General features: G+C 39.1%; 16 protein-coding genes. 11 read left to right on the forward strand and 5 right to left on the reverse strand.

Annotated elements, in window-relative coordinates; genetic code table 11:
• Positions 1-10: 10 nt before the first annotated feature.
• On the reverse strand, positions 11-1,678 hold the full coding sequence (locus HNP38_RS14395; RefSeq protein ID WP_184190727.1) for a hypothetical protein: 1,668 nt from the start codon (positions 1,676-1,678) through the stop codon (positions 11-13).
• 110 nt (positions 1,679-1,788) lie between these two features.
• Here HNP38_RS14395 and rocD point away from each other — a divergent pair, with 110 nt between their 5' ends.
• The 5 genes from rocD to HNP38_RS14420 are packed head-to-tail and all read left to right on the forward strand — an operon-like array spanning position 1,789 to position 7,039.
• Positions 1,789-3,039, forward strand: a complete 1,251-nt coding sequence (gene rocD, locus HNP38_RS14400) for an ornithine--oxo-acid transaminase (RefSeq protein ID WP_184190729.1) — start codon at positions 1,789-1,791, stop codon at positions 3,037-3,039.
• Positions 3,040-3,041: 2 nt separating this feature from the next.
• Positions 3,042-3,803 (forward strand): glycosyltransferase family 2 protein, encoded by a 762-nt coding sequence (locus HNP38_RS14405; RefSeq protein WP_184190731.1) that lies wholly within the window; start codon positions 3,042-3,044, stop codon positions 3,801-3,803.
• Between the two features lie 4 nt (positions 3,804-3,807).
• Positions 3,808-4,788: a hypothetical protein gene (locus HNP38_RS14410; RefSeq protein WP_184190733.1), complete on the forward strand. Its 981-nt coding sequence runs from the start codon at positions 3,808-3,810 to the stop codon at positions 4,786-4,788.
• Positions 4,788-5,750 carry a glycosyltransferase family 2 protein gene (locus HNP38_RS14415; protein ID WP_184190735.1) on the forward strand — a complete coding sequence of 321 codons (963 nt, stop codon included), beginning with the start codon at positions 4,788-4,790 and terminating at the stop codon, positions 5,748-5,750. Before HNP38_RS14410 ends, HNP38_RS14415 begins: the two co-directional genes overlap by 1 nt.
• Positions 5,750-7,039: a glycosyltransferase gene (locus HNP38_RS14420; protein WP_184190737.1), complete on the forward strand. Its 1,290-nt coding sequence runs from the start codon at positions 5,750-5,752 to the stop codon at positions 7,037-7,039. Before HNP38_RS14415 ends, HNP38_RS14420 begins: the two co-directional genes overlap by 1 nt.
• On the opposite strand, the gene HNP38_RS14425 is transcribed toward HNP38_RS14420, so the two are convergent.
• The 3 genes from HNP38_RS14425 to HNP38_RS14435 all read right to left on the reverse strand — a co-directional run bounded on the left by HNP38_RS14425 (position 7,036) and on the right by HNP38_RS14435 (position 8,943).
• The gene (locus tag HNP38_RS14425; protein WP_184190739.1) at positions 7,036-7,689 is read right to left on the reverse strand and encodes a glycosyltransferase; all 654 of its coding nucleotides are present in this window, start codon (positions 7,687-7,689) and stop codon (positions 7,036-7,038) included. The genes HNP38_RS14420 and HNP38_RS14425 overlap by 4 nt on opposite strands.
• 5 nt (positions 7,690-7,694) lie before the next feature.
• Positions 7,695-8,444, reverse strand: a complete 750-nt coding sequence (locus tag HNP38_RS14430) for a hypothetical protein (RefSeq protein ID WP_184190741.1) — start codon at positions 8,442-8,444, stop codon at positions 7,695-7,697.
• A gap of 154 nt (positions 8,445-8,598) precedes the next feature.
• A complete protein-coding gene (locus HNP38_RS14435; RefSeq protein ID WP_184190743.1) occupies positions 8,599-8,943 on the reverse strand; it encodes a phosphomannose isomerase type II C-terminal cupin domain in 345 nt (114 codons plus the stop codon).
• Between the two features lie 121 nt (positions 8,944-9,064).
• Here HNP38_RS14435 and gltX point away from each other — a divergent pair, with 121 nt between their 5' ends.
• A complete protein-coding gene (gene gltX / locus HNP38_RS14440; protein WP_184190745.1) occupies positions 9,065-10,576 on the forward strand; it encodes a glutamate--tRNA ligase in 1,512 nt (503 codons plus the stop codon).
• A gap of 48 nt (positions 10,577-10,624) precedes the next feature.
• A complete protein-coding gene (locus tag HNP38_RS14445; protein ID WP_184190747.1) occupies positions 10,625-11,581 on the forward strand; it encodes an acetyl-CoA carboxylase carboxyltransferase subunit alpha in 957 nt (318 codons plus the stop codon).
• Between the two features lie 40 nt (positions 11,582-11,621).
• On the opposite strand, the gene HNP38_RS14450 is transcribed toward HNP38_RS14445, so the two are convergent.
• Positions 11,622-12,329 carry a DUF6759 domain-containing protein gene (locus tag HNP38_RS14450; protein ID WP_184190749.1) on the reverse strand — a complete coding sequence of 236 codons (708 nt, stop codon included), beginning with the start codon at positions 12,327-12,329 and terminating at the stop codon, positions 11,622-11,624.
• 144 nt (positions 12,330-12,473) lie between these two features.
• Here HNP38_RS14450 and tsf point away from each other — a divergent pair, with 144 nt between their 5' ends.
• The 4 genes from tsf to HNP38_RS14470 all read left to right on the forward strand — a co-directional run bounded on the left by tsf (position 12,474) and on the right by HNP38_RS14470 (position 22,709).
• A complete protein-coding gene (gene tsf / locus HNP38_RS14455) occupies positions 12,474-13,301 on the forward strand; it encodes a translation elongation factor Ts (RefSeq protein ID WP_184190751.1) in 828 nt (275 codons plus the stop codon).
• 216 nt (positions 13,302-13,517) lie between these two features.
• Complete coding sequence (locus HNP38_RS14460) at positions 13,518-16,862, forward strand: T9SS type B sorting domain-containing protein (RefSeq protein ID WP_184190753.1); 3,345 nt, start codon at positions 13,518-13,520, stop codon at positions 16,860-16,862.
• Between the two features lie 78 nt (positions 16,863-16,940).
• A complete protein-coding gene (locus tag HNP38_RS14465) occupies positions 16,941-19,760 on the forward strand; it encodes a T9SS type B sorting domain-containing protein (protein ID WP_184190755.1) in 2,820 nt (939 codons plus the stop codon).
• 132 nt (positions 19,761-19,892) lie between these two features.
• Positions 19,893-22,709, forward strand: coding sequence for a T9SS type B sorting domain-containing protein (locus tag HNP38_RS14470; RefSeq protein ID WP_184190757.1), 2,817 nt, complete (start codon positions 19,893-19,895; stop codon positions 22,707-22,709).
• The last annotated feature ends 28 nt before the right edge of the window (positions 22,710-22,737 follow it).

Genomic DNA, 22,737 nt, shown 5'->3' on the forward strand with positions numbered 1-22,737 from the left:
TTTTGTTTTTTTATAAATCGTAAAATTCTTCACCATCTTCACTCAGCCACCCGGATTTTCCTTTTTCATCTTCGAAACGTGAAAAACGGTTTTTCAGATCATCCAGTCTTTTATATTTTGGAGTAACATACATCAAATATTGCAATCTTGGTGAATATAATGCCATCTTTCCATTATCCGTTATCTTATAATAGATATGAGGGTAAAGATTATTATTTGCATTATCGGTTTCTAAAGGAAAATAAAAATAATCCTGATAATCATTCCCTTGGAAAGTTAATAAAGGCAGATCAGACATAACATCTTCTATTTTATCGAACTGAGGTATGGTGCTTTTATCATTATTGCTATTGACAAAATTCTCCTGGCTTACAATATACTTTGAGCACTCCTGCCCATAACATGAAAGCTTTAAGCCCAATAAACCTTCTTTGTTGTTTATCTTCGTTTTCACAAAATACACAAATCCGTCCCCTATTTTTCCAAAAGACTGGGTACTGTCAATCTTATTAAGATATCCGATTACCCCAATATGTTCGCCTATATGAGAAATCTGCTTATTTTCAAAAACCACATGATCATTCAGTGATTCTATTGCCATTAACCTGGAATTGTACAGGTCTGTTTTCGTCCAAATGGAGACATCATTATCTTTTAACCTTATCTGCGACTGTGTTGTACTCCAGCTCCCCATTTTTGTTCCACAAACGTCATAAACACGCCATAATGAAATAAATTCCGAATTTTCATTATTTTCGTAAATCCTGCCCAGTATTTTCGGCTCATTCTTTTCCAGGACTGCATACTGCAGCATTCCTTTGGTTTCTATTTTTGGATTACTTTCATAGTTTTGATCTTCAATCTTCAGAGGCAATATCTTCCTATATCCTGTCTTCATGATCTTATATCCGTAAAAATCATAGAAATACCAATATCCGTTTTCCTTAGCCAGAATAGCATCTGTGGTAATGATAATTTTCTGATATTTAACAGGCAGGATATTATTTCCCAAATTATCATTGACCCCATAAAAATCCAAATAATTATCTCCTTTTTGAATTGATTTGCTTTCAATCTTAAGAGTTCCATAAAATTGGGGATTTGCAAAATTGACTTTGGAAGGCTTAACCTCACAATCAGGAAACACATCGTTAAAAAAGGTTTTTAATTGAAAAGGAAAAATTTTATTATCAACAGCAAAAAATGTAATTCCTTCTATTTCATGAATCAAATATTTCACCGGCTCTTCCTGTTCGCTTTTCCAGCCATTGTACAACATTAACGGAAACTCTTCCGTATAACCGCTAAAATCAGTTGAAGAATATAATTGATTACCATAAAAAACATATCTACTTTCATGTTCTGCATTTTTATTTTTTACCGTAAACACTTTGTTTTTAAATCCGTTAAACGCAGTAACCGGATCTGATTTCACATTTTGTAATGGTATTACCATATTGTAAAAATCATCAATCTCTTTTTGATTTGAGGGTTTGAAAACATTAGAATTGGTTTCAAGTTTTCCGTATCTGAAAACATAGTTATTCATAGCAAAGCTGCCATCTCCCTTATCTTTATAAATGATCAGGTCTCCGTTTTGTAAAAGCATATATTTTTTCTCCTGTGCTTTTCCTAAAAATAAAAACAACATCAAAATCAGCAATACTCCTTTTTTCATCCTATAAAACTTTATTATGATGGTAAAAATACAGTTTTATTTATTGTCCGATACACCAATTATATTTTCTGATTAATAATGCTTAAATTTGTAAAAAACCTAAGAATATTATGTCTACAGTAGAAACAGTAAAAAATTCACAGTATTTTATTGAGCTTGAAGACCAGCACGGAGCACATAATTATCATCCTCTTCCGGTCGTTTTAGACCGTGGGGAAGGTGTTTTTGTCTGGGACGTGGAAGGAAAAAAATATTATGATTTTCTCTCTGCCTATTCTGCTGTCAATCAGGGACACTCCCACCCTAAAATTGTAGGAGCATTGGTAGATCAGGCACAGAAGCTGGCCCTGACTTCCAGAGCATTTTACAACTCAAAACTGGGAGAATATGAACAGAAGATCACTTCCCTTTTCGGGTTTGATAAGGTTTTACCCATGAATTCCGGGGCGGAAGCTGTGGAAACGGCAGTAAAACTGGCTAGAAAATGGAGTTATGAGGTAAAAGGGATTTCGGAAAATGCGGCTAAGATCATTGTCTGCGAAAACAATTTCCATGGAAGAACCACCACTATTGTTTCTTTCTCCAACGATCCTGATGCCAATAAAAATTACGGGCCTTTTACACCGGGCTTTGTTAAGATCCCTTATAATGATATTGCCGCTTTGGAAGAAGTTTTAAATAATGAAGCTCAGAATATTGCTGCCTTTTTAGTAGAACCTATACAGGGAGAAGCCGGAGTATATGTTCCGGACGAAGGATTTCTTAAAACGGCTTCCGATCTTTGTAAAAAACATAACGTTCTTTTCATCGCAGATGAAGTTCAGACAGGGATCGCAAGAACCGGAAAACTGATCGCATGCCATCATGAAGACGTACAGCCTGATATTTTAATCTTAGGAAAGGCTCTCTCAGGAGGGATGTATCCTGTGTCAGCAGTTTTGGCCAATGATAACATTATGAATGTGATCAAACCGGGGCAGCATGGCTCAACATTCGGAGGAAACCCACTGGCATGTGCCGTTGCAACGGCGGCATTAGATGTGGTTTCAGAAGAAAATTTATCTGAAAGAGCTGAGCATTTAGGCCAGATCTTCAGAGCAGAAATTGAAAAACTGATTGAAAGGACTGGCCTTATTACAAAAGTAAGAGGAAAAGGTTTGCTGAACGCTATTTTAATCAACGATACTCCGGAAAGTACTACAGCATGGGAGCTTTGCTTACTGTTAAAAGAAAACGGACTGCTTGCCAAACCTACTCATGGAAATATCATAAGACTTGCTCCACCTTTGGTGATCACCAAAGACCAATTGCTGGACTGTGTTAGGATTATTGAGAAAACTGTGTTGGATTTCAAAAAATAAGCATGCCTGAACTCACTGATAAAGTAAGTGGTTTGATCATAACGTATAACGAAGAAAAAAACATTCGGGAAATACTCGGATGTTTTGATTTTTGTGACGAAATTATTATCGTGGATTCATTCAGCACCGATAAAACTTTGGAAATTGCCCGGACTTTTCCTAGTGTAAAAATTATTCAGAATACCTTTGAGGATTTTACCCAGCAAAGAAACCTGGCATTAGATCATGCAAAAAACGACTGGATATTGTTCCTGGATGGCGATGAAAGAATTACACCGCCTTTAAGACAGGAAATTATAAAAGAATTGAATAAGCCTGATAAAAAGGATGCTTATTACTTCTACAGGAAGTTCTTTTTTGCCGGAAAACCTGTTCATTATTCAGGAACGCAGACGGATAAAAACTTCAGGCTTTTCAGAAAATCGAAAGCAAGGTATGTTGCAGAAAAGAAAGTTCATGAAACCCTGCAGGTGAATGGTACTATAGGAGAACTTAAAAATAAACTTCTTCATTTTTCCGTTACAGACTATGAATCATACAAGAAAAAAATGGTTCATTACGGAATTTTAAAAGGAAAAGAACTGGCCCTGAAAGGAAAAAAATTCAGTATTCTGACCCAGTATTCCAAAACGGCATTCAAGTTCTTCAAAGCTTATATCATGAGGCTTGGGATCTTAGACGGGAAGGAAGGCTATCAGCTCTCCTATCTGCAGTCTTTAAGTGTGTTTGAAACCTATGAATCTTTAAAAAAGGAACAAAATTAGTCGGATGAAGATTTGTGTCATTAGTTTCGATTTCTGGGGATATGATCAATACATTGTAGATGTATTGCGCAGTAAACGTATTGATGCTCATCACATCAAAATAGGAGACGTCACACATTCCAATTTTCAGGAAAGAGCCGTGAATGCTTTAAGTAAAACCTTTTTAAATAAAAACCTGAAAAAAGAAAAACGGCAGCAGTATGTATTGGATTCATTGGAAGAGCTTGGCTATCAGGATCAAATCCTGGTACTAAATCCGGATACGTTTGATATTTCAACTTTGGAAGCCCTGAAAAAATATACCGGCAGGCTGATCACTTATCTATATGACAGCCTCGAAAGATTTCCGGTAGAGGATAAATTATATCTTTTTGACAAAATATTTTCCTTTGATGCCGCAGATATTGAAAAACACGGCTTCGAAAAGCTGACCAATTATATTTACCTTCCTTATCAGCCCGATGCAAAACAATATCCTGAAATGGATGTCTTCTACATCACATCGTATGATAATAAAAGGGTACAGTTCATAAAACTGCTGGCCAAAAGGATGACCATGTTGAATCTGAAATTTCAGATCATGATCATCGGTAAAAAAACATGGAAACACCAGCTGAAAAATTTATTTATCCAGATTCCTGAAAATTTATCCATACTTTTCAGCATGAAAAAGATCAGCCACACCCAGCTTCCGGATTATTACCAGAATGCAAAAGCGTTGCTGGATCTGATGCGGGAAAATCAGTATGGATTGAGTTTCAGAGTTTTTGAGGCAATGGCTATGGAAAAAAAGATCATTACCAATAATGAGGCGATCATAAATTATGACTTTTACAATCCTAATAATATTCTGGTTTTAGATGAGACCTGTGCCAACCTCAGCAAGGATTTTTTTGATCAGCCTTATGAAAGTATCCCGGAAGGCATTTACCATAAATATACTCTGGACCATTGGGTAAATGTGGTTTTTAAATTAAATTCATAATGAAAACATCAGTTGCGCTCTGTACTTATAACGGTGAAAAATTTCTTAAGGAACAGATTGAATCCATACTCCATCAGACCATTAAAGTGGATGAGATCATAGTCTGCGATGATGGTTCGACTGACCAGACAACATCCATCTTATCCGAATATCAAAAAAAATTCCCGGAGCTCTTTAAGATCCAGATTAATGAAACGAATCTTAGGAGCGTAAAGAATTTTGAAAAAGCGGTTTCTCTTTGCAGCCATGATATCATATTCCTGAGCGATCAGGATGATGTATGGGTCGGAAATAAAGTAGAAAAGTACTTAGAATATTTCTCAGAACATCCGGAGATCTCCGTACTATGTTCAAACGGATACGGAATCAATGAGAAAAGCGAAATACTGGATGTATTTCCCATCTGGGAAGTTCCCGAACTATTGAGGCAAAAAGGAACTCCCATGAATTACTTTGATTATATTACCTTTATAGGGAATATCGCAACCGGAGCCTCAATGGCCATCAGAAAAACATTTGTAAAGGATATCCTTCCTTTTCCTTCAGTAAAGGGCTTTCATCATGATGAATGGATCGCCTTGATCGCCAGCTCGCAGAACAAATTTGAGATCCTTAATGAAAAGTATTTTAAATACAGGGTTCATGACAAGCAGCAGGTGGGAGGCGTTTTCTATCCCAATACTGAAAAAAGAAAAAAAAGGATGATCAGCATGCATACCATGGATCCGGATATTAAAGATTTTGCTTTTTATAAATCGGCACTGAAAAGATTGTCCGGTTCCTATCAGAAAAATAAAATGCTTGCAGCAAATGCCGATGCATGGAACGACATATTTGAGAACAATGCGGAAAGGGCAAAAGCCTTATTTATTGAAAATAAAAAACAGTTCAGAGAAAAATTTCCGTTAGGATTTTTTATGCTAAGTATAACAGACAAGATTAAAGGAAAAAGACAATTATAATGAATACTCAGTTCGGGATAAATATTTCAGGATATATCAACAAAGCTTTTGGTTTAGGTGTTGCCGTGAGAGCCAATATCAATGCGATGAAAGCTGCACAAATTCCTTTTGCGGTCAATGATTTCAATATTAAGATTTCTGAAAACATCGGAGAATTGGCTACTGAAAACAGCATTTCCAGAGAAAACCCTTACCCTGTTAATTTGGTACAGATCAATCCCGATATGCTGGGAGAAGTTTTTGCCAACGTCTCTCCGGAATATTTTAAAGACAAATACAATATTGCATTCTGGGCCTGGGAGCTAGAAAATTTCCCGGAAGCCTCCAAACCATTCCTCAGATTCTTTAATGAGATATGGGTACCCAGCAGCTTTTGCTCGGATGCCGTGTCTAAGGTCTCTTCCGTTCCTGTCATCAAAATAATGCATTCCATACAGATCGGGAATACTCCTTTTACCAGAAAGGATTTTAATCTTCCGGAAGATAAGTTCATTTTCATGACCATGTTCGATTATCACAGCTCCATAGACCGGAAAAACCCGATCGGAGCCATCGATGCTTATGAAAAAGCTTTCGGTAAAAACAATGCAGATACTCTGCTATTGATAAAAACCTCCATAAGTAAAGAATTTCCTGCCCAAAAACAGCGTCTGACCGAAAGGATCGGGGACAATCAAAGCATTGTCCTTATTGAAGAAATACTGGATCAAGACAAACTGTACAGCCTGATCAACTGCTGTGACAGCTTCGTTTCCCTTCACCGTTCGGAAGGTTTCGGGCTTACGATGGCTGAAGCCATGTATCTGGGAAAACCGGTGATCGCAACCGCCTATTCCGCCAATACGGAATTCATGAATCTCAATAATTCATTTCCTGTAAAATATGATCTGATCAAAACCGGAAACCTGTATTCTGGCAGTACGGATAAAGATATCTGGGCAGATCCGGATACGGACCACGCAGCAGAACTGATGTCAACAATTTATAATGACAAATCCTTAGCAGGAAAAATTGCTAAAAAAGGACAGGATGATGTAAGGAATTTCCTTGCTCCGGCAAACATAGGTGAGAAAATAAATCAAAGACTGAAAATCATAGATCAGGATATTCTGCCCAACCTCTCTAAAAGCAGTTCCAATGAAGCCACCCTTTTACAGTTCGAAATTAAAACCCTGAAAGAAAAACTGGAAAAAATAAGAAGCTTAAAGCCCGTTCAATGGAAGATCAAGATCAAGAATCTGAAAAATAAACTTACCGGTAAAGACAGGAAATATTTCTGGGAAGACTAATCCAGCGTTTCATAGAAATCATTCTGTTTTTTCTGCTTCTCAAAGTTCTTTTTATGAATGAGGCATCTTTCATAATCTTTGGGCATTTCGGTAAAGTTTTTGAACCCGTAGAAGGTTTCATGCACTTTATTTTTCCAGAATATTTTTTTGTTGTTCTTAATTAATCTCGGCTGGTAATCCGGAAAGTTGATATAGCCTTCCCGGTTGATGTTCCAGTTCATTTTTTTGATATATTCTTCCGTTATGCCTTCCACGATATTGATGCGGGGAACGAAAAAGCATTCCACACTTTTTTCTTTTTTCAGGTAAGGCTTAAGCTTTTTAATAAGATCTGCTGCAGGATATTCGTCTGCGTCTATCTGGAAAAGATATTTACATTTTGCCTGACGGATCAGGTTATTCTTGAATGAGGCAAAGTCCCCATTCAGCTGAGCTTCTATTTTGATGATCTTCGTGCCGTAAGTCTCGATAAGGTCTGCCACTTCTTTATTCTTACGCGTAACATCCTGAAGAACAATGATCTCATCCTCCTCATCAATCATAGGAATAAGGGTATCCAGCAGATGCTTCAGCTCATTTACCTCATCATTAACGGTGATGCCATAGGAAATAGTTCTCGAAGGACTCAGAAAATTGGAAAAAAAGCTCATATCAATTATTTATAAACAATGGGATAATTACCTGAAAAATGAACGAAATAATTATCTGAAATTATATCTTTTACGAAGTTCCTGTATTTTTGGGTAGGATAAAAGCAATATCCCGTTTTTTTATAATAATACTTTTTGAAAAAACCGGGAAGTTTCTTTTCACTATTCTCTATTTGATTTCCCCGCTCCGTTCCTTTTATTTTATACAAAACCTGAACATTAAATGCTGCCGGCAAAGCCTCAAACCAATTATTGATCTGAGAAAAATAGGCAAAAGGCGTTTCCTCAAAGCTATTCAATGCTCCCTGATTATGGTCTGAAAAATAATAGTCCCTAAAAATATCTGCCGTTTTCCGAGGTCTGAAAATAAATACTCCCCCATTAATACTTCCCTGTAATAAAGGATCCGCTTCAAAATGGCGGTCTGTAAAATAGATCTCATTCGTTTCTTCCAGTATTCTTGGAATATGCCCCCATGTTCTGTTAAACTCCTCAGTCCCTCTCGGGTCTAAAACGGCTCCAAAACATTTATCTTCAGGAAGATAATCAAATATGGATGGCGCCTGATCTGAAATGATAATATCCAGATCCAGGAACAATGCTATATCATATTGCTGTAAGGCAGATGGAATCAATAGTTTCTGCGATAAAAGCGGGCGATGAAAGCTTTCATCCAAAGGTTTATCAAGAATAACAAGATCTGCCCCACATTTCCTGGAGTAATTTTCAAACTGAGCTTTGCTCTTTTGATACATTTTTTGATACTTTTCTCCAACTATAAAAAGACAGACTGCTTTTTTCATTCAGATCTCAGAAACTTTGTTTATCTGCAAAAATACATTTTATAAAGATAAGGCTATACGAAAATATTCATACAGCCTTTGGTTTATTTATGATCCGTTAAAGGATTCAGCTTCTGTCATACTCATCCTCTATCCTTACAATATCATCTTCCCCGAAGTACGTTCCCGTCTGTACCTCGATAAAGACCACCGGTTTATCCGAAAGATTCATCATGCGATGTTTTGCTCCCTGCGGAATAAAGATGCTTTCTCCGTAAGACAATTGTATTTCCTTATCATTCAGCACAACCGTGGCATCTCCTTCAATAATGGTCCATTGTTCCTGCCTTTTATGATGATACTGATAGGAAAGCTTCTGCCCTGGATTCACTTCAATTCTTTTTAACTTATAATTGGATTCATCCGCCAGAACATAATATTTCCCCCAGGGTCTTTCTCCGATTTCTAACATAATGTAAGCTGTTAATCGGTACAAATGTAAAGATTAAGATCAAAAAAGCCAATAACCCAACCATTAAACATCCTTAAAACACATAATTTTAAGTAAATTTGCACCAAAATTTTTACAGAAAATGGAGAAAGTAAGAGTACGTTTTGCTCCAAGTCCTACAGGACCTTTGCATTTGGGAGGCGTAAGAACCGCATTATATGATTATCTTTTTGCTAAAAACCAGGGTGGCGAATTTGTATTAAGGATCGAAGATACAGATACGGCAAGATATGTGGCGGGAGCTGAAGAATATATTGAAGAAGCCTTGGAATGGTGCGGTATCATTCCGGATGAAAGCCCTTCCAAAGGAGGAAAATTTGCCCCTTACAGACAATCTGAAAGAAGAGATATTTATGACAGATATACTGAGCAGATCCTGAAAACGGACTATGCTTACCTTGCTTTTGACACTCCTGAAGATTTAGATGCTATCCGTGCTGAGTTTGAAGCCAGAGGAGAAGTTTTCTCTTATGATAACGTGACCAGAAACCGGTTGAAAAACAGCATCGCTCTCTCCGAAGAGGAAGTTCAGAAACTTTTGGACGAAAAAACACCTTACGTGGTAAGATTCAAAATGCCGGTTGACAGAACGTTAAACCTGGAAGATATTATACGCGGAAAATTCTCTGTGAACACCAATACTTTAGATGATAAGGTTCTGGTAAAAAATGATGGGATGCCTACCTATCATTTCGCCAATATCATCGATGATCATGAAATGGAGATCTCCCATGTGATCCGTGGTGAAGAATGGCTGCCTTCTCTGGGTCTTCATACTTTATTATATGAAGCGATGGATTGGGATGCCCCTCAGTTTGCCCATCTTTCTTTAATATTAAAGCCTGAAGGAAAAGGAAAATTAAGCAAAAGAGACGGGGATAAATTCGGATTCCCTGTATTTCCATTGGATTTCAAAGATCCTGCAACCGGAAGCCTTTCACAAGGATATAGAGAAAACGGATACCTTCCGGAAGCCTTTATCAATATGGTTGCTTTATTAGGCTGGTCTCCTGCAGATGATAAGGAAATTCTTTCTCTTGATGAAATGGCTAAGAAATTCGATCTTCACAAAGTTCATAAAGCCGGGGCAAGATTCAGCAAAGAGAAGGCAGAGTGGTTCAATCATCAGTATATCCAAATGAAATCCGATGAAGAGCTTCTCCAGATCCTTAAAAATACAGATATTGATCTGTCCGGTGTTTCTGATGAGAAATTATTAAGGATCATTCAACTGATGAAAGAAAGGGCGACATTCCCTAAAGATATTTATGAAAACAGTCAGTTTTTCTTCAAAGCTCCGGTCGCTTATGATGAAAAAGCCTCCAAAAAAGCATGGAATGAAGAGACTTCCGCAATTCTGGGTGAATTAGCTGTCACGCTGAGTGGAATTGAAACGTTTACTTCCGAGTCTTTAAAACAGGCGGTTCATGATTTTGCAGAAAACAAAGGATTGGGAATGGGGAAAATAATGATGCCGCTTCGTTTATCATTAGTAGGCGAGCTGAAAGGCCCGGATGTCCCGGATATTCTGGAACTTCTTGGAAAAGAAGAAAGTATCGCACGAATAAACAATGCGATAAATAATTTTAACTAAAATCTCATTATTTTTCATAAATTTGAAAGATTTAATTTACTTCAAGAAATGGAATATTTAAGTTTCGAGCTTCCTATCAAAGAATTGATGGATCAGTACCAGACCTGTTCTTTAGTAGGAGAAGAAAGTGGTGTTGATGTAAAATTAGCATGCAGCCAGATTGAGGATAAGATCGTAGAGAAGAAGAAAGAGATCTATGGAAGTCTTACTCCCTGGCAGAGGGTTCAGCTCTCCCGTCACCCGGACCGTCCTTATACATTGGATTATATTAACGGTATGGTGGATAAAGGGAGCTTCCTTGAACTTCACGGAGACAGAAATTTCGCAGATGACCCTGCCCTGATCGGCGGTCTGGCCACTCTTGATGGTCAGAAAGTGATGATCATAGGGACACAGAAAGGAAGAACAACCAAAGAAAGACAGTACAGAAGATTCGGGATGCCGAATCCTGAAGGATACAGAAAAGCTTTAAGGCTGATGAAACTGGCTGAAAAATTCCATATTCCGGTAGTAACTTTAGTGGATACTCCGGGAGCCTATCCGGGGCTCGAGGCTGAGGAAAGGGGACAGGGAGAAGCGATCGCCAGAAATATTTTCGAAATGGTGCAGCTTAAAACCCCCATCTTTACCTATATCATTGGTGAAGGAGCCAGCGGTGGAGCATTGGGAATAGGTGTTGGGAATAAAGTGTACATGCTTGAAAATACCTGGTATACCGTAATTGCACCGGAAAGCTGTTCATCTATCTTATGGAGAAACTGGGATCACAAGGAAGATGCTGCCAATGCATTAAACCTTACCCCAAAAGATGCTCTAAGGGAGAAATTCATAGACGGGATCATTGAAGAACCACTTGGCGGAGCTCATTATGAACCGGAAGCAGCTTATTTAAGCCTGAAAAATTCAATCTTACAGAATATCAAGGCTTTCTCCAAATTCACAGGACATGAACTTGAGACCCAAAGACAGGAGAAATTTATTGCGATGGGACAGTTTAAAGGATAAAAACAAAAAAGGTTAAGAAAATTTCTTAACCTTTTTTTATTTAGTCTCTTAAATTCAATTCAATTTCGATATCCTTATTGATCTTTTTCAGGGAAGAATATTTAGCATCACATACCATAGTTGTCAGCACATATTCACCTTTATCGACCAAGATAAAGTTCTGTCCGCTGGCAGGGACATCCAGATTATAATATTTTTTACCGCTTATTTTTACAATTAAATTGCATTTCGACCTGTTCTTAATATTAACATAGGCCTCCTTATCCATAGGATCATGATTAAAAATATGCGTTAGCATTGCAGCAGTTTTCTTATTTTTTTCGCTTGGCTCCGCTTTCTTTCCTGCACTGCTGCTCCCTACACCTGCATAGTTCACTGTTCTTTCGGGGATAGATGCTTCCGGCGTGTTCGATACTATTGTTTTTGAGCCGTTCAGCTCATTATTATTAACCATTTTCTCTACTTCTTTTTTACTCATAGGGGTAATGGTAGGCTTGGCAGCAGGAGAATTATCTGCCATGATGATCTCTATCAGCTTTTTCTTATAATAATCTGTTTTCGCATGTCCCGGATTTTGTTTCAGGAAACCTGCAATCACTCTCGCTTCTTTGGTACTTTCGGCGTCAGCTTCTGTATAAATGATTAATGTCTCTTTTTCAACAATGGCTTTGGTCTTGGATTTTTTCTTTTTCTGGGAAAAGCCCAGGGCAAAAAGGCTTAAAAATAAGAGAACAAATATTTTTTTCATCCGGGTAAATGTTTAAAAATTATTAAATAACTAAATAACGTGAAAAGTCATTTTTTAGTTTATCATTAAAATCATTATCTTTGCACTGCTCAAAATTAAACTAAAAATCAATACTAAATTTTAAATAAAAAAATAATAAATATTATGTCTTATACACCAGCTGCTGCAGACGTAGCAAAATTGAGAAACACAACAGGTGCAGGAATGATGGACTGCAAAAAAGCTTTAGTTGAAGCGGAAGGAGATTTCGAAAAAGCAATCGAGATCCTTAGAAAAAAAGGACAAAAAGTTGCTGCTAACAGAGCTGACAGGGAGTCTACCGAAGGAGCTGTTATCGCAAGAGTAAATGAAGATAACACTTTAGGTGCAATCATTTCTTTAAACTGCGAAACTGATTTCGTTGCTAAGAATGAAGCTTTCGTTGAGCTAGCTTATGAATTGGCTGAAATGGCGATCGTATCTGCCAATAAAGAAGAATTATTGGCTACTGATTTCCACGGGATCACTGTAGCGGAGAAGTTGGTTGAGCAGACAGGAGTTATCGGTGAGAAAATAGAGATTGGTGCTTTTGAAAGAATCGAAGGGCCTTTCTTAGGAGCTTACATCCACGCTGGAAACAAAATTGCTTCTATTACTTCTCTTTCTTCTAAAGTAGACGGAGCTGATGAAGCTGCTAAAGCTGTTTCTATGCAGGTAGCTGCCATGAATCCTATTGCTTTAGATGAAACTATGGTTTCTCAGGAAACTATTGACAAAGAATTGGAAATCGAAAGAGAACTTCTTACCAAAGAAGGAAAACCAGCTAATATTATCGACAATATTCTGAAAGGTAAAATGCAGAAATTCTACAAGGAAAACACATTGGTACACCAGGCTTTCATTAAAGACGGAAACCAGTCTGTTGCCGATTACGTAAAATCTGTAAACGGAGACCTGAAAGTAACAGGATTTGTAAGAGTAAGCCTTACATAATCCAAACGATCTTTCACACAGAAATATTCCCGGTGAGTTTTCACCGGGATTTTTTATTTATAAACATTCATTTGTTGTATGGCAGGATTTCCGAATATCGATCATATCTCCATAAATATTTAATATATCACAATCCGGCATTCCAAAATTCCATCGTGAAATTTTATGTAAAAAATTGATTATTAATGCTTACATTTGCTCCCCTTATAGTAACACATGAAAAAAATTCTATCAATTATTTTTACAGTTTTCTGTTTATTCGGAAATGCTCAATTGGATACTGAACATTGGTTTGCGCCCATGTCAGCCAGAGCAGGTACAAATAGTCTGGAGAGTTATTTATACCTGTCAACCAATGAAACCACACCGTTTTCGGTACAGATCTATAATAATAATACGGTGTACACCACAGTACAGATCGCCAAGGGAAATCCTGCCCAGGTAAGCATTCCAAGCACTTTCCTGCTGGCTTATCCTTCTCTTCTGTTCACTCCCAATACTATGGGATTATATGTGAAAGGCCCTAAAAAATTCTTTGCGAATTACAGGTTCTCTATAACCAATCATGCAGAAATCATTACCTCCAAAGGGCTGGCCGGACTTGGAACTACTTTTTATGCCGCAATGGCTCCTATTACAGGCACAGCCAACTATATCAACTCAACCATAGGAATTACCGCAACAGAAGACAACACGTCTGTTGTAGTCTCGGATTATGATCCCAATATTATTTTTTCGGACGGAACTTCCTCCCCTACAAAAACATTCACCCTGAATAGAGGGCAGTCATACGTAATGGATGTTATAAGCACAGATACTCCTTATAATTTAGACGGACTGGTAGGTGCCAAAATTGTATCCACAAAACCGATTTCGGTAACCAATGGTAACTTTAACGGAATTTATACGACCCTGAATCTTACCAATAATGATATTTTAATGGATCAGGCCGTTCCGGTGGAAAGATTAGGTAAAGATTTTGTAGTTGTAAAAGGAAACGGCTCCATTTCTTCTGAGATGGAAACAGTACTCGTGATTGCAGCCGAGAACAGTACCCCGCTTACTATTAATGGGGTAAATACCGGGATTACTCTGAATGCAGGGCAATATTATATGATCCCAAGCAGCAGTTATGTTAACCAGGGAAACAACAATTACAACATGGGTATTTCATCCACAAAGAATATTTATGTTTACCAGCTATTGGCAGGGGTTTCCGGTGGAAATGAATATCCTACGGGCGGATTCAATTACATTCCTCCCTTAAGCTGCTTCCTGCCTAATAAAATTGATGAAATAGGCTTTATCGATACCATCGGCCCGCAATCTTTTAATACAAAACTTAATATTATTACCCAAACGGGAGCTACGGTAACCCTGAACGGAATCCCAATTGCTACTATTAACGGGCCTTATCCCGTTACCGGAAACCCTAATTGGGTAAGTTACTCTGTGCCTAATGTCACCGGAAATATTACAGTAAATTCCACCAAATCCGTAACAGCAGGAATTGCAGCAGGGAGTGGCGCCGTAGGTTACGGGGGCTATTTTGCAGGATTCTCATCTGTTCCTGCTATTTCCAAGACCGGGGATTGTTACGCGGGACTACTGCTTGAGGTGGATAACACCTATGACAGCTACCAGTGGTATCTCAATGGAAACCCTATTCCGGGAGCAACTTCATACTCCATCAATCCTGAATTGTATGGAGCCGGAGCTTATACCTGTCTGATCACTAAAAACAATTGCGAGTCTAAGCTTACAAATCCTTATAATTATACCTTATGTCCTCCTATCACTACGACAACATTTAGCATAGGTTCCTGTAATACAAAAGTGATCTCTCCGGTTTTCACAGCATCCACACAATCAATAGATCCTTCGCATACGAATATCGTTGCGCAGCCAACATCAGGAACTGTAACGGTAAATCCCACAACAGGACAGATTACCTATACTCCCAATCCGGGACTTACAGCAGACACTACGGATTCTTTTGTATATTACATAGAAGGAAACGGAAACCCTGCTGATTTCGAATATTTTAAGATCATCCTCAATATTGACGTATTACAGATCTCCAATGCTTCTCTGTCATCCTGCATCGACGTAAACGGCAATGGTACTTTCAATCTGACCAACGCCAATGTGACTCCGGATACCGGAACTACAGTCACTTATTTCACCAATGCCAATTTAACAGGCCCCATTGCAACACCTGCAGCTTATACCAGCCCTGCGGGAATGGTCTACGCTAATGTAACGTCTTCTTACGGATGTTCTAAAACAGCACAGATCACATTGACTACCACCCCGTCACCCAATATCAATGTCAATAACTTCAATGCCAGCCTTTGTGATGATAATTTTGACGGGATCATTAATGTAAATTTTAATAACGTTACTCCTCAGATCGTCAATAATTCTGCGAGCTTCAATGTAAGGTATTACCTGAGCCAGGCAGATGCCAATGCAGGCAACAACAGCAATTTACCCATTAACTGGACCTATACAGCCAATACGACGGTATATGTAAGAGTAGATCCCATCAGCCCAAATGAATGCCCTACGGTTTTCGGACAGATAGATTTCAAGATCGGAAATAAAATTACTTTACTGACCGGTAATGCCAACGCAACGGTATGTGACAATGACCTCAGCGGTTCTGAGAATGTATTCCTTAATGATTATAAGAATTTATTCACTGCCGACCCTGGCGTAAGTTTAACTTTTTATGCAACATTAGCCAATGCCCAAACCGGGACTGCCGCAATACCCGCCACCCAGATCCTGCAAACAACAGGAACCTATTATATAAGATTTACAAGCAATACGGCATGCCCGAACACAGGGGTGCTGACCCTGGTTTTGAAATCTCCTAAAAAATCCGACACTTTACGTGATCAGGTAGTGTGCCCCGGAGAGAAAGCAACTCTTGACGCAGGTCCCGACTTCATATCGTATTTATGGAGTACCGGAGCCACTACGCAAAGCATCCTTGCCGGAGCAGGAAATTATTATGTAGACTTAGGTTTTAACGGGTGTATTTATCGTCAATACGTCAATGTAACAACAGCTCAGGCTCCGACGATCACTAAAATTGAAACTTCAGGTTCCGATGCCATTATTCATGTCTCGGGAGGGACACCGCCTTACCAGTATTCGTTAAATGGTATTGATTTTCAATCTTCCAATATTTTTGTTGGGTTAACAAGAGGCATACACAAAGTATATGTTTTAGGTTCTGATGGCTGTATGCCTGTCACCAAAGAGTTTTTGATCTTAAACCTGATCAATGCAATAACTCCTAACGGTGACGGAATTAATGATGTGCTTAATTATTCCGACCTGAGAATAAAACAGGACGTAAGTATAGAGGTTGTAGACAGATATGGAGCAATGGTTTACAGGTCAGCAAACAAGAACTATTCCTGGGACGGGAAGTCCGGCGGAAGAAATCTTCCTACAGGCGCTTACTGGTATCTGCTAAGGTGGACAGAGCCCGATACCAAATTACCAGTTTCGTATTCCGGATGGATTTTAATTAAGAATAGAGAGTAATTTTTTAATTTTCTTTATAATTTATTAACAATATTTCAAATATTATTTTAATTTTGTAGAAATCCTAACTCCATACATATGAAAAGATTTCTACTTAGTTTAGTATTAGTTTTTCTCACGATTAATACGCTCTTTGCACAAAGGGATACTGAACACTGGATTGCGCCATATTATGCTTCTACATCAGGGTATAATCATGCATTATATTTATCCACTGATTCCACAACCCCGTTTGAGGTAAAGATCTATAACAATAATCTTCCGGTAACTACTGTTCCTGCAACGATTATCATTAGTAAAGGAAATCCTCAGAGGGTCAATATTGACGATGATCTAATAGCAGGCACTTCTACTGCGACCGATGCTTTTCAGGTAATCAGCAAAGGGCTGTATTTAAAAGCAGACAAACCTTTTTATTGCAGCCTGAGATTAGCACAAAGTGCCCATGGCGAAATTATAACAAGTAAAGGAAAAGCAGGTATCGGTAAATTATTCCATGTAGTCGCCCCTCCTAACAGCCCAGGCGGTAGTTATAATTATACTGCAGGGATCATGGCTACGGAGGACAATACCAATGTAACCGTATCCTGGAATACTGCCGGATTAGTATTTCTTGGTGGAACACCGACCGGAAACTCCCATACATTTACATTAAATAAAGGACAGTCTTTTCTTTTCGCAGGTAACAGTGCTGCCTCAGCAGCAAACTTAACCGGTTTCATAGGCGCCAAAGTAGCAGCAGACAAGCCGATAACTGTTACTAACGGAAGTTGTAACGGTAACTTTGGAATAGGCGGATCCACCGGATCGGATGCTGTCTTGGACCAGTCGGTCCCGGTAGAAAGGCTTGGAAGCACTTTTGCCATAGTGAAAACCAGATCCACTGCCCCAAGCGAGAATATGGAAGGAGGAATTATTGTAGCTACAGAAGATAATACACAAATATTTGTAAACGGAGGAACTACGGCGATAGCTACCATTAATACAGGGCAATGGTATAGGGTCAATGAAAGTAATTATGTTGAACAGACTGCAGGAAGCGGGCATTATAACATGCTGATCTCTACTTCTAAGAAAGTATACCTGTATCAGTTTGTAGCAGTAGGCTCTGCTAATAACACCTGCGGTTTCAACTATATACCACCGCTAAACTGTTTCTTACCAAGAAGAATTGACGAGATTGGGAAAATCAATGAAATGCCCAATATTACCAGTGGCATTACTTTGAAATTAAATATCGTGACCGAAGCCGGAGCTACCGTTACCGTAAATGGTACTCCGCCTACAGCCGCACAGGGACCTTTTCCTCTAACAGGTAATACCCAGTGGGAGACCTATGCTATAGAAGGAATAACAGGTGATATAACCATTTTCTCTACAAAAGCTGTAACAGCCGGTATCAACGGAGGATACAGCACCGCAGGGTACGGGGGATATTTTGCAGGATTTTCTTCAATCCCTGTCATTTCAAAACAAACCGGAGATTGTGTTCCGGGAATTGTATTGGAAGTGGATGACAGTTATGAAACCTATCAATGGTATTTAAACGGCACAGCCATTTCGGGAGCCACTACTCATGTCTATACTCCTACCCAGGCAGGAGATTATACTGTGAAAGTAACAATGGGAACATGCCAGGCCGAGACAACACCTATTTATAAGGTCTATTCTTGTGTTAAGTACACCACGTCAACCATGACCGCCTGTTCTACTAAGATTATTACCCCTACATTCAGCTCGTCTACCCAGACTCCGGTTCCCGGAACCGTAACCATCATTACTCCACCTACCAACGGAACTGCTACCGTAAATCCAACAACGGGAGCAATTACTTATGTGCCCAATTCAGTAGGTACTGATCAGCTTGTGTACAAATTCTGCGGAAATGCAGCTGAGTTCATCGACTGCGAACAGGTAACATTAAATATGACCGTAGTTCCTTTTGAGGTTAATGATGCCGTATTAAAGGCTTGCCAGTATGACAATGATCCATATGCTTATTTCGACCTGACTAGTGCAGACGTTACGAATCTTGATCCGGTAATTAAGAAATATTACCCTACTCTTAATGACCTGAATGTGGGAACCAATCAGATCTCACATCCTGAAAACTATCCGTCAGCAGGAGGCTTTGTATATGTAAAAGTTTCAACATCGGAAGGATGTACCGACAATGCAAAAATTGAACTGATTGCTATTCCTATTAAAAAATCTCCTCTTCTGGTTGATCAGGATATCTGTATAGATGACAGAACAACCCTGGATGCCGGAGCCGGATATCAGTCTTATCAATGGAATACCGGAGCGACAACCCAGTCTCTTCAGGGAGTAAGTGTGGGAGAATATTCGGTTGTCCTTGGTAACAACGGATGCTTTATCAAGCAAACCATATATGTGAAAAAAGCACCGGATCCGGTAATTAACCAGATAGAAATCGCCAATAATACAGCCACAGTGATTGTAGAAGGAGGAAAGGCTCCTTATAAGTATGCTGTAGACGGAACAACAAACTGGCAGGATTCCAATGTATTTACGGGTCTTTCAAGAGGCCAGCATACATTCTATGTAAAAGATGCTTATGATTGTACCCCAATATCTGTTGAAATTACGGTCCCTAATCTGATCAATGCTATCACTCCGAACGGGGACAACGTTAATGATGTTATTGACTATACCGAACTAGCCTATAAAGGTGACCTTAGCTTCGTGATCTACGACCGATATGGTAATAAGATATTCACCGGAGATAAATTCAACAATTATAAGTGGGACGGAAGACACGCTAACAAGAAAATCATTACCGGAACTTATTGGTTCCATATGAATTGGACTGAACCTAACAAGGAAAAAACGCCAATTAAATACACCGGCTGGATCTTAGTAAAGAACAGAGAATAATATTTTTAACAAACTAATAAAAAACCACGATTTCAAATCGTGGTTTTTTATTAGTTTGTTAATTTTTTTCCAAATTATTTTAAAAACATATTAAATATTCTTTTATTTTTGCAAAAATCCTAATTTTCCTATATGAAAAAACTTCTACTCTCGTTTTTATTAATTTTACTGTCTTTTAATACGCTCTTTGCTCAAAGAGATACAGATCACTGGTTTGCGCCCTATTATTCCTCTACTACAGGATATAGCCATGCACTTTACTTTTCAACGGATTCTACAACTCCGTTTGAGGTAAAAATTTATAGCAATAATGTTGTCATCGGCACAGTAACCATCAGTAAAGGTTCTCCTCAGACATTTACTTTAGGAGCCGCAGCTATCCAGACCTCAGCAGCTTCAAGTGCCGCCACCCCTACCAACATCGGGGTTTATACCAAAGGGGATAAGCCTTATTTCTGTAGCTTAAGAGCTGCCCAGAGTGCTCACGGGGAAATTATAACCAGTAAAGGCAAGGCTGGTATCGGAACTCAATTTTATACGGCTTATACGCCAATGACAGTCAGTTCCTCTTCAAATAATTTCACGACAGGGATCATGGCTACGGAGGACAATACCACTGTTACCATCTCAGGGTATGATCCTAATGTACTTTTTGTGAATGTGCCTACTCCAACACCTCTTACCCTTACGGTGAGTTTAAATAAAGGGCAATCCTATATCCTTGCAGGCTTAGGAAATATCACGGCCAACAGTACCGGATTTATAGGAGCTAAAATTGTAGCTACTAAACCTATTTCAGTTACCAATGGTAATGCCAACGGGTTTTATGCCACTACAACTTCTTCGGACGGATCTGACCTTATTATGGACCAGTCTGTTCCTTTAGATCGTCTCGGAAACGAGTTTGCCATGGTAAAAAGTATCTCTACCAGTACTGCCAATATGGAAGGCGGGCTTGTGATTGCCACTGAAAACAACACTGAAGTTTATCTTAATGACGGTGCAACACCTGTTGCTACTCTTGGGGAAGGAGACTTTTACAGGATCTTAGCGAATTCGTATATCAGCCAGGGAGCAGGACATTCCAATATTTTTGTACATACTACTAAAAATGCCTATTTATATCAGCTGGTAGGCGCCGGCTCTGCTAATAATACTGGAGGTTACAATTATATCCCACCATTAAACTGTTTTTTACCTAGGAAAATTGATGAAATCGGTAAGATCAATGAAATGCCGGGCATTACCTCAGCGATAACTTTAAAACTTAATATTTTAACAGAAGTGGGAGCTGCCGTAACGGTAAATGGCGTAACTCCTACTGCGGCACAGGGACCTTTCCCTCTTACCGGGAATAGTCAATGGGTAACCTATGCTATCCAGGGAATTACCGGAAACGTTACGATAACCTCTAATAAAGCAGTAACCGCAGGGGTAAACGGAGGATACAGTACGGCAGGTTACGGAGGTTATTTTGCTGGTTTCTCCTCTATTCCTTTAATTGCCAAACAGACTGGGGAATGTATCCCGGGAATTGTATTGGAAGTGGATGACAGTTACGATACTTACCAATGGTTCCTGAACGGTAATCCTATTCCGGGAGCCACAAGCAACTCTTATACACCTACACAGGCAGGTAATTATACGGTGACTATTACCGTAGGAAGCTGTCTTCCTGAAACAACACCGGTGTATAAGGTATTCACATGTCTGCGGAAAAGTACAAAAGCCCTGACCGTTTGTGAAGGATATCAGGCTATTGTCCCTGAGTTCACCAGTTCTACCCAAACCTATGTGCCGGGTACCGTAACGATCGTTACACCACCTACCAATGGGACTGCAACAATAGACCCTGTAACAGGAGTTATTAATTATACACCCAACTTCTCCTACTTCGGGCCGGACAAGATTGTTTATAAATTCTGCGGAAATGCTCCTGAATTTATTGATTGTGAAGAGGTAACTTTAAATCTAACAGTTTCTGCAAGCCCGGTTGTCAATAATGCAACTCTAAGAACCTGCTTCTTGGAAGACAATCCCGCTACCGGATTATTTAATCTTACGGTAGCTACTGTAACTTCAGAACCGGGAGTTACAAAAGAATATTACCCGTCACCTACGGACGCCGTAAACGGAACCAACCAGATTCCAAACCCGGCTACATATATAGCCCCAACTGGAGTAGCCTATGTAAAGGTTATTAATGCCAACGGATGTTTTAAAGTTGCCGAGATCACCCTTGTGGTATTCCCACCTGTGAAATCTAATGTTCTGGAAGATAAGATCATCTGTATCGAAGATAAAACCACTCTGGATGCAGGTCCTGGATTTAATGCCTACTTATGGAGTACAGGGGCAACTACCCAGGCTATCAACGGTGTTACGGTAGGTACCTATTGGGTAAAACTGAAAACAGGAGATTGTACTACCACCCAAACGGTAAAGGTTTATCCGGCTGAACAGCCTGTGATTTCAAATGTGGATATTACCAATACGACCGTAACAGTAAGTGTAGTAGGCGGAACAGATCCTTACAGATATTCAATGGATAATATCAACTGGCAGGATTCCAACATATTTACGGAGGTACCGAGAGGCGAAGGAAGAATATATGTGAAAGACGCTTATGACTGTGAGCCTATCGATGTTCAGATCACCATTCCGAACCTGATCAACGTGATCACTCCAAATGCAGATGGTATCAATGATTATATTGATTACTCCGCCTTATCGACCAAGAATAATTTAGTCTTCAATATTTTTGACCGATACGGCAGCAAGATCCATCAGGCTGATAAGTCGAACGGCTATAAATGGGATGGAACAACCAACGGAACTAAAAGAGTATCTACCGGAAACTACTGGTATGAACTGGGCTGGATCGAGCCAAACGGTAAACAGACAGCCATAAAATATACCGGCTGGATCATGGTTAAAAACAGAGAATAATATTTTTAACATACCTTATAAAAACCAC

Source organism: Chryseobacterium defluvii (assembly GCF_014204415.1).
Lineage (GTDB): Bacteria > Bacteroidota > Bacteroidia > Flavobacteriales > Weeksellaceae > Chryseobacterium > Chryseobacterium defluvii_A.

Coding starts and splice junctions, on each gene's coding strand:
- HNP38_RS14395 (WP_184190727.1), bottom strand. CDS start 1,678: ATGAAAAAAGGAGTATTGCTGATTTTGATGTTGTTTTTATTTTTAGGA.
- rocD (WP_184190729.1), top strand. CDS start 1,789: ATGTCTACAGTAGAAACAGTAAAAAATTCACAGTATTTTATTGAGCTT.
- HNP38_RS14405 (WP_184190731.1), top strand. CDS start 3,042: ATGCCTGAACTCACTGATAAAGTAAGTGGTTTGATCATAACGTATAAC.
- HNP38_RS14410 (WP_184190733.1), top strand. CDS start 3,808: ATGAAGATTTGTGTCATTAGTTTCGATTTCTGGGGATATGATCAATAC.
- HNP38_RS14415 (WP_184190735.1), top strand. CDS start 4,788: ATGAAAACATCAGTTGCGCTCTGTACTTATAACGGTGAAAAATTTCTT.
- HNP38_RS14420 (WP_184190737.1), top strand. CDS start 5,750: ATGAATACTCAGTTCGGGATAAATATTTCAGGATATATCAACAAAGCT.
- HNP38_RS14425 (WP_184190739.1), bottom strand. CDS start 7,689: ATGAGCTTTTTTTCCAATTTTCTGAGTCCTTCGAGAACTATTTCCTAT.
- HNP38_RS14430 (WP_184190741.1), bottom strand. CDS start 8,444: ATGTATCAAAAGAGCAAAGCTCAGTTTGAAAATTACTCCAGGAAATGT.
- HNP38_RS14435 (WP_184190743.1), bottom strand. CDS start 8,943: ATGTTAGAAATCGGAGAAAGACCCTGGGGGAAATATTATGTTCTGGCG.
- gltX (WP_184190745.1), top strand. CDS start 9,065: ATGGAGAAAGTAAGAGTACGTTTTGCTCCAAGTCCTACAGGACCTTTG.
- HNP38_RS14445 (WP_184190747.1), top strand. CDS start 10,625: ATGGAATATTTAAGTTTCGAGCTTCCTATCAAAGAATTGATGGATCAG.
- HNP38_RS14450 (WP_184190749.1), bottom strand. CDS start 12,329: ATGAAAAAAATATTTGTTCTCTTATTTTTAAGCCTTTTTGCCCTGGGC.
- tsf (WP_184190751.1), top strand. CDS start 12,474: ATGTCTTATACACCAGCTGCTGCAGACGTAGCAAAATTGAGAAACACA.
- HNP38_RS14460 (WP_184190753.1), top strand. CDS start 13,518: ATGAAAAAAATTCTATCAATTATTTTTACAGTTTTCTGTTTATTCGGA.
- HNP38_RS14465 (WP_184190755.1), top strand. CDS start 16,941: ATGAAAAGATTTCTACTTAGTTTAGTATTAGTTTTTCTCACGATTAAT.
- HNP38_RS14470 (WP_184190757.1), top strand. CDS start 19,893: ATGAAAAAACTTCTACTCTCGTTTTTATTAATTTTACTGTCTTTTAAT.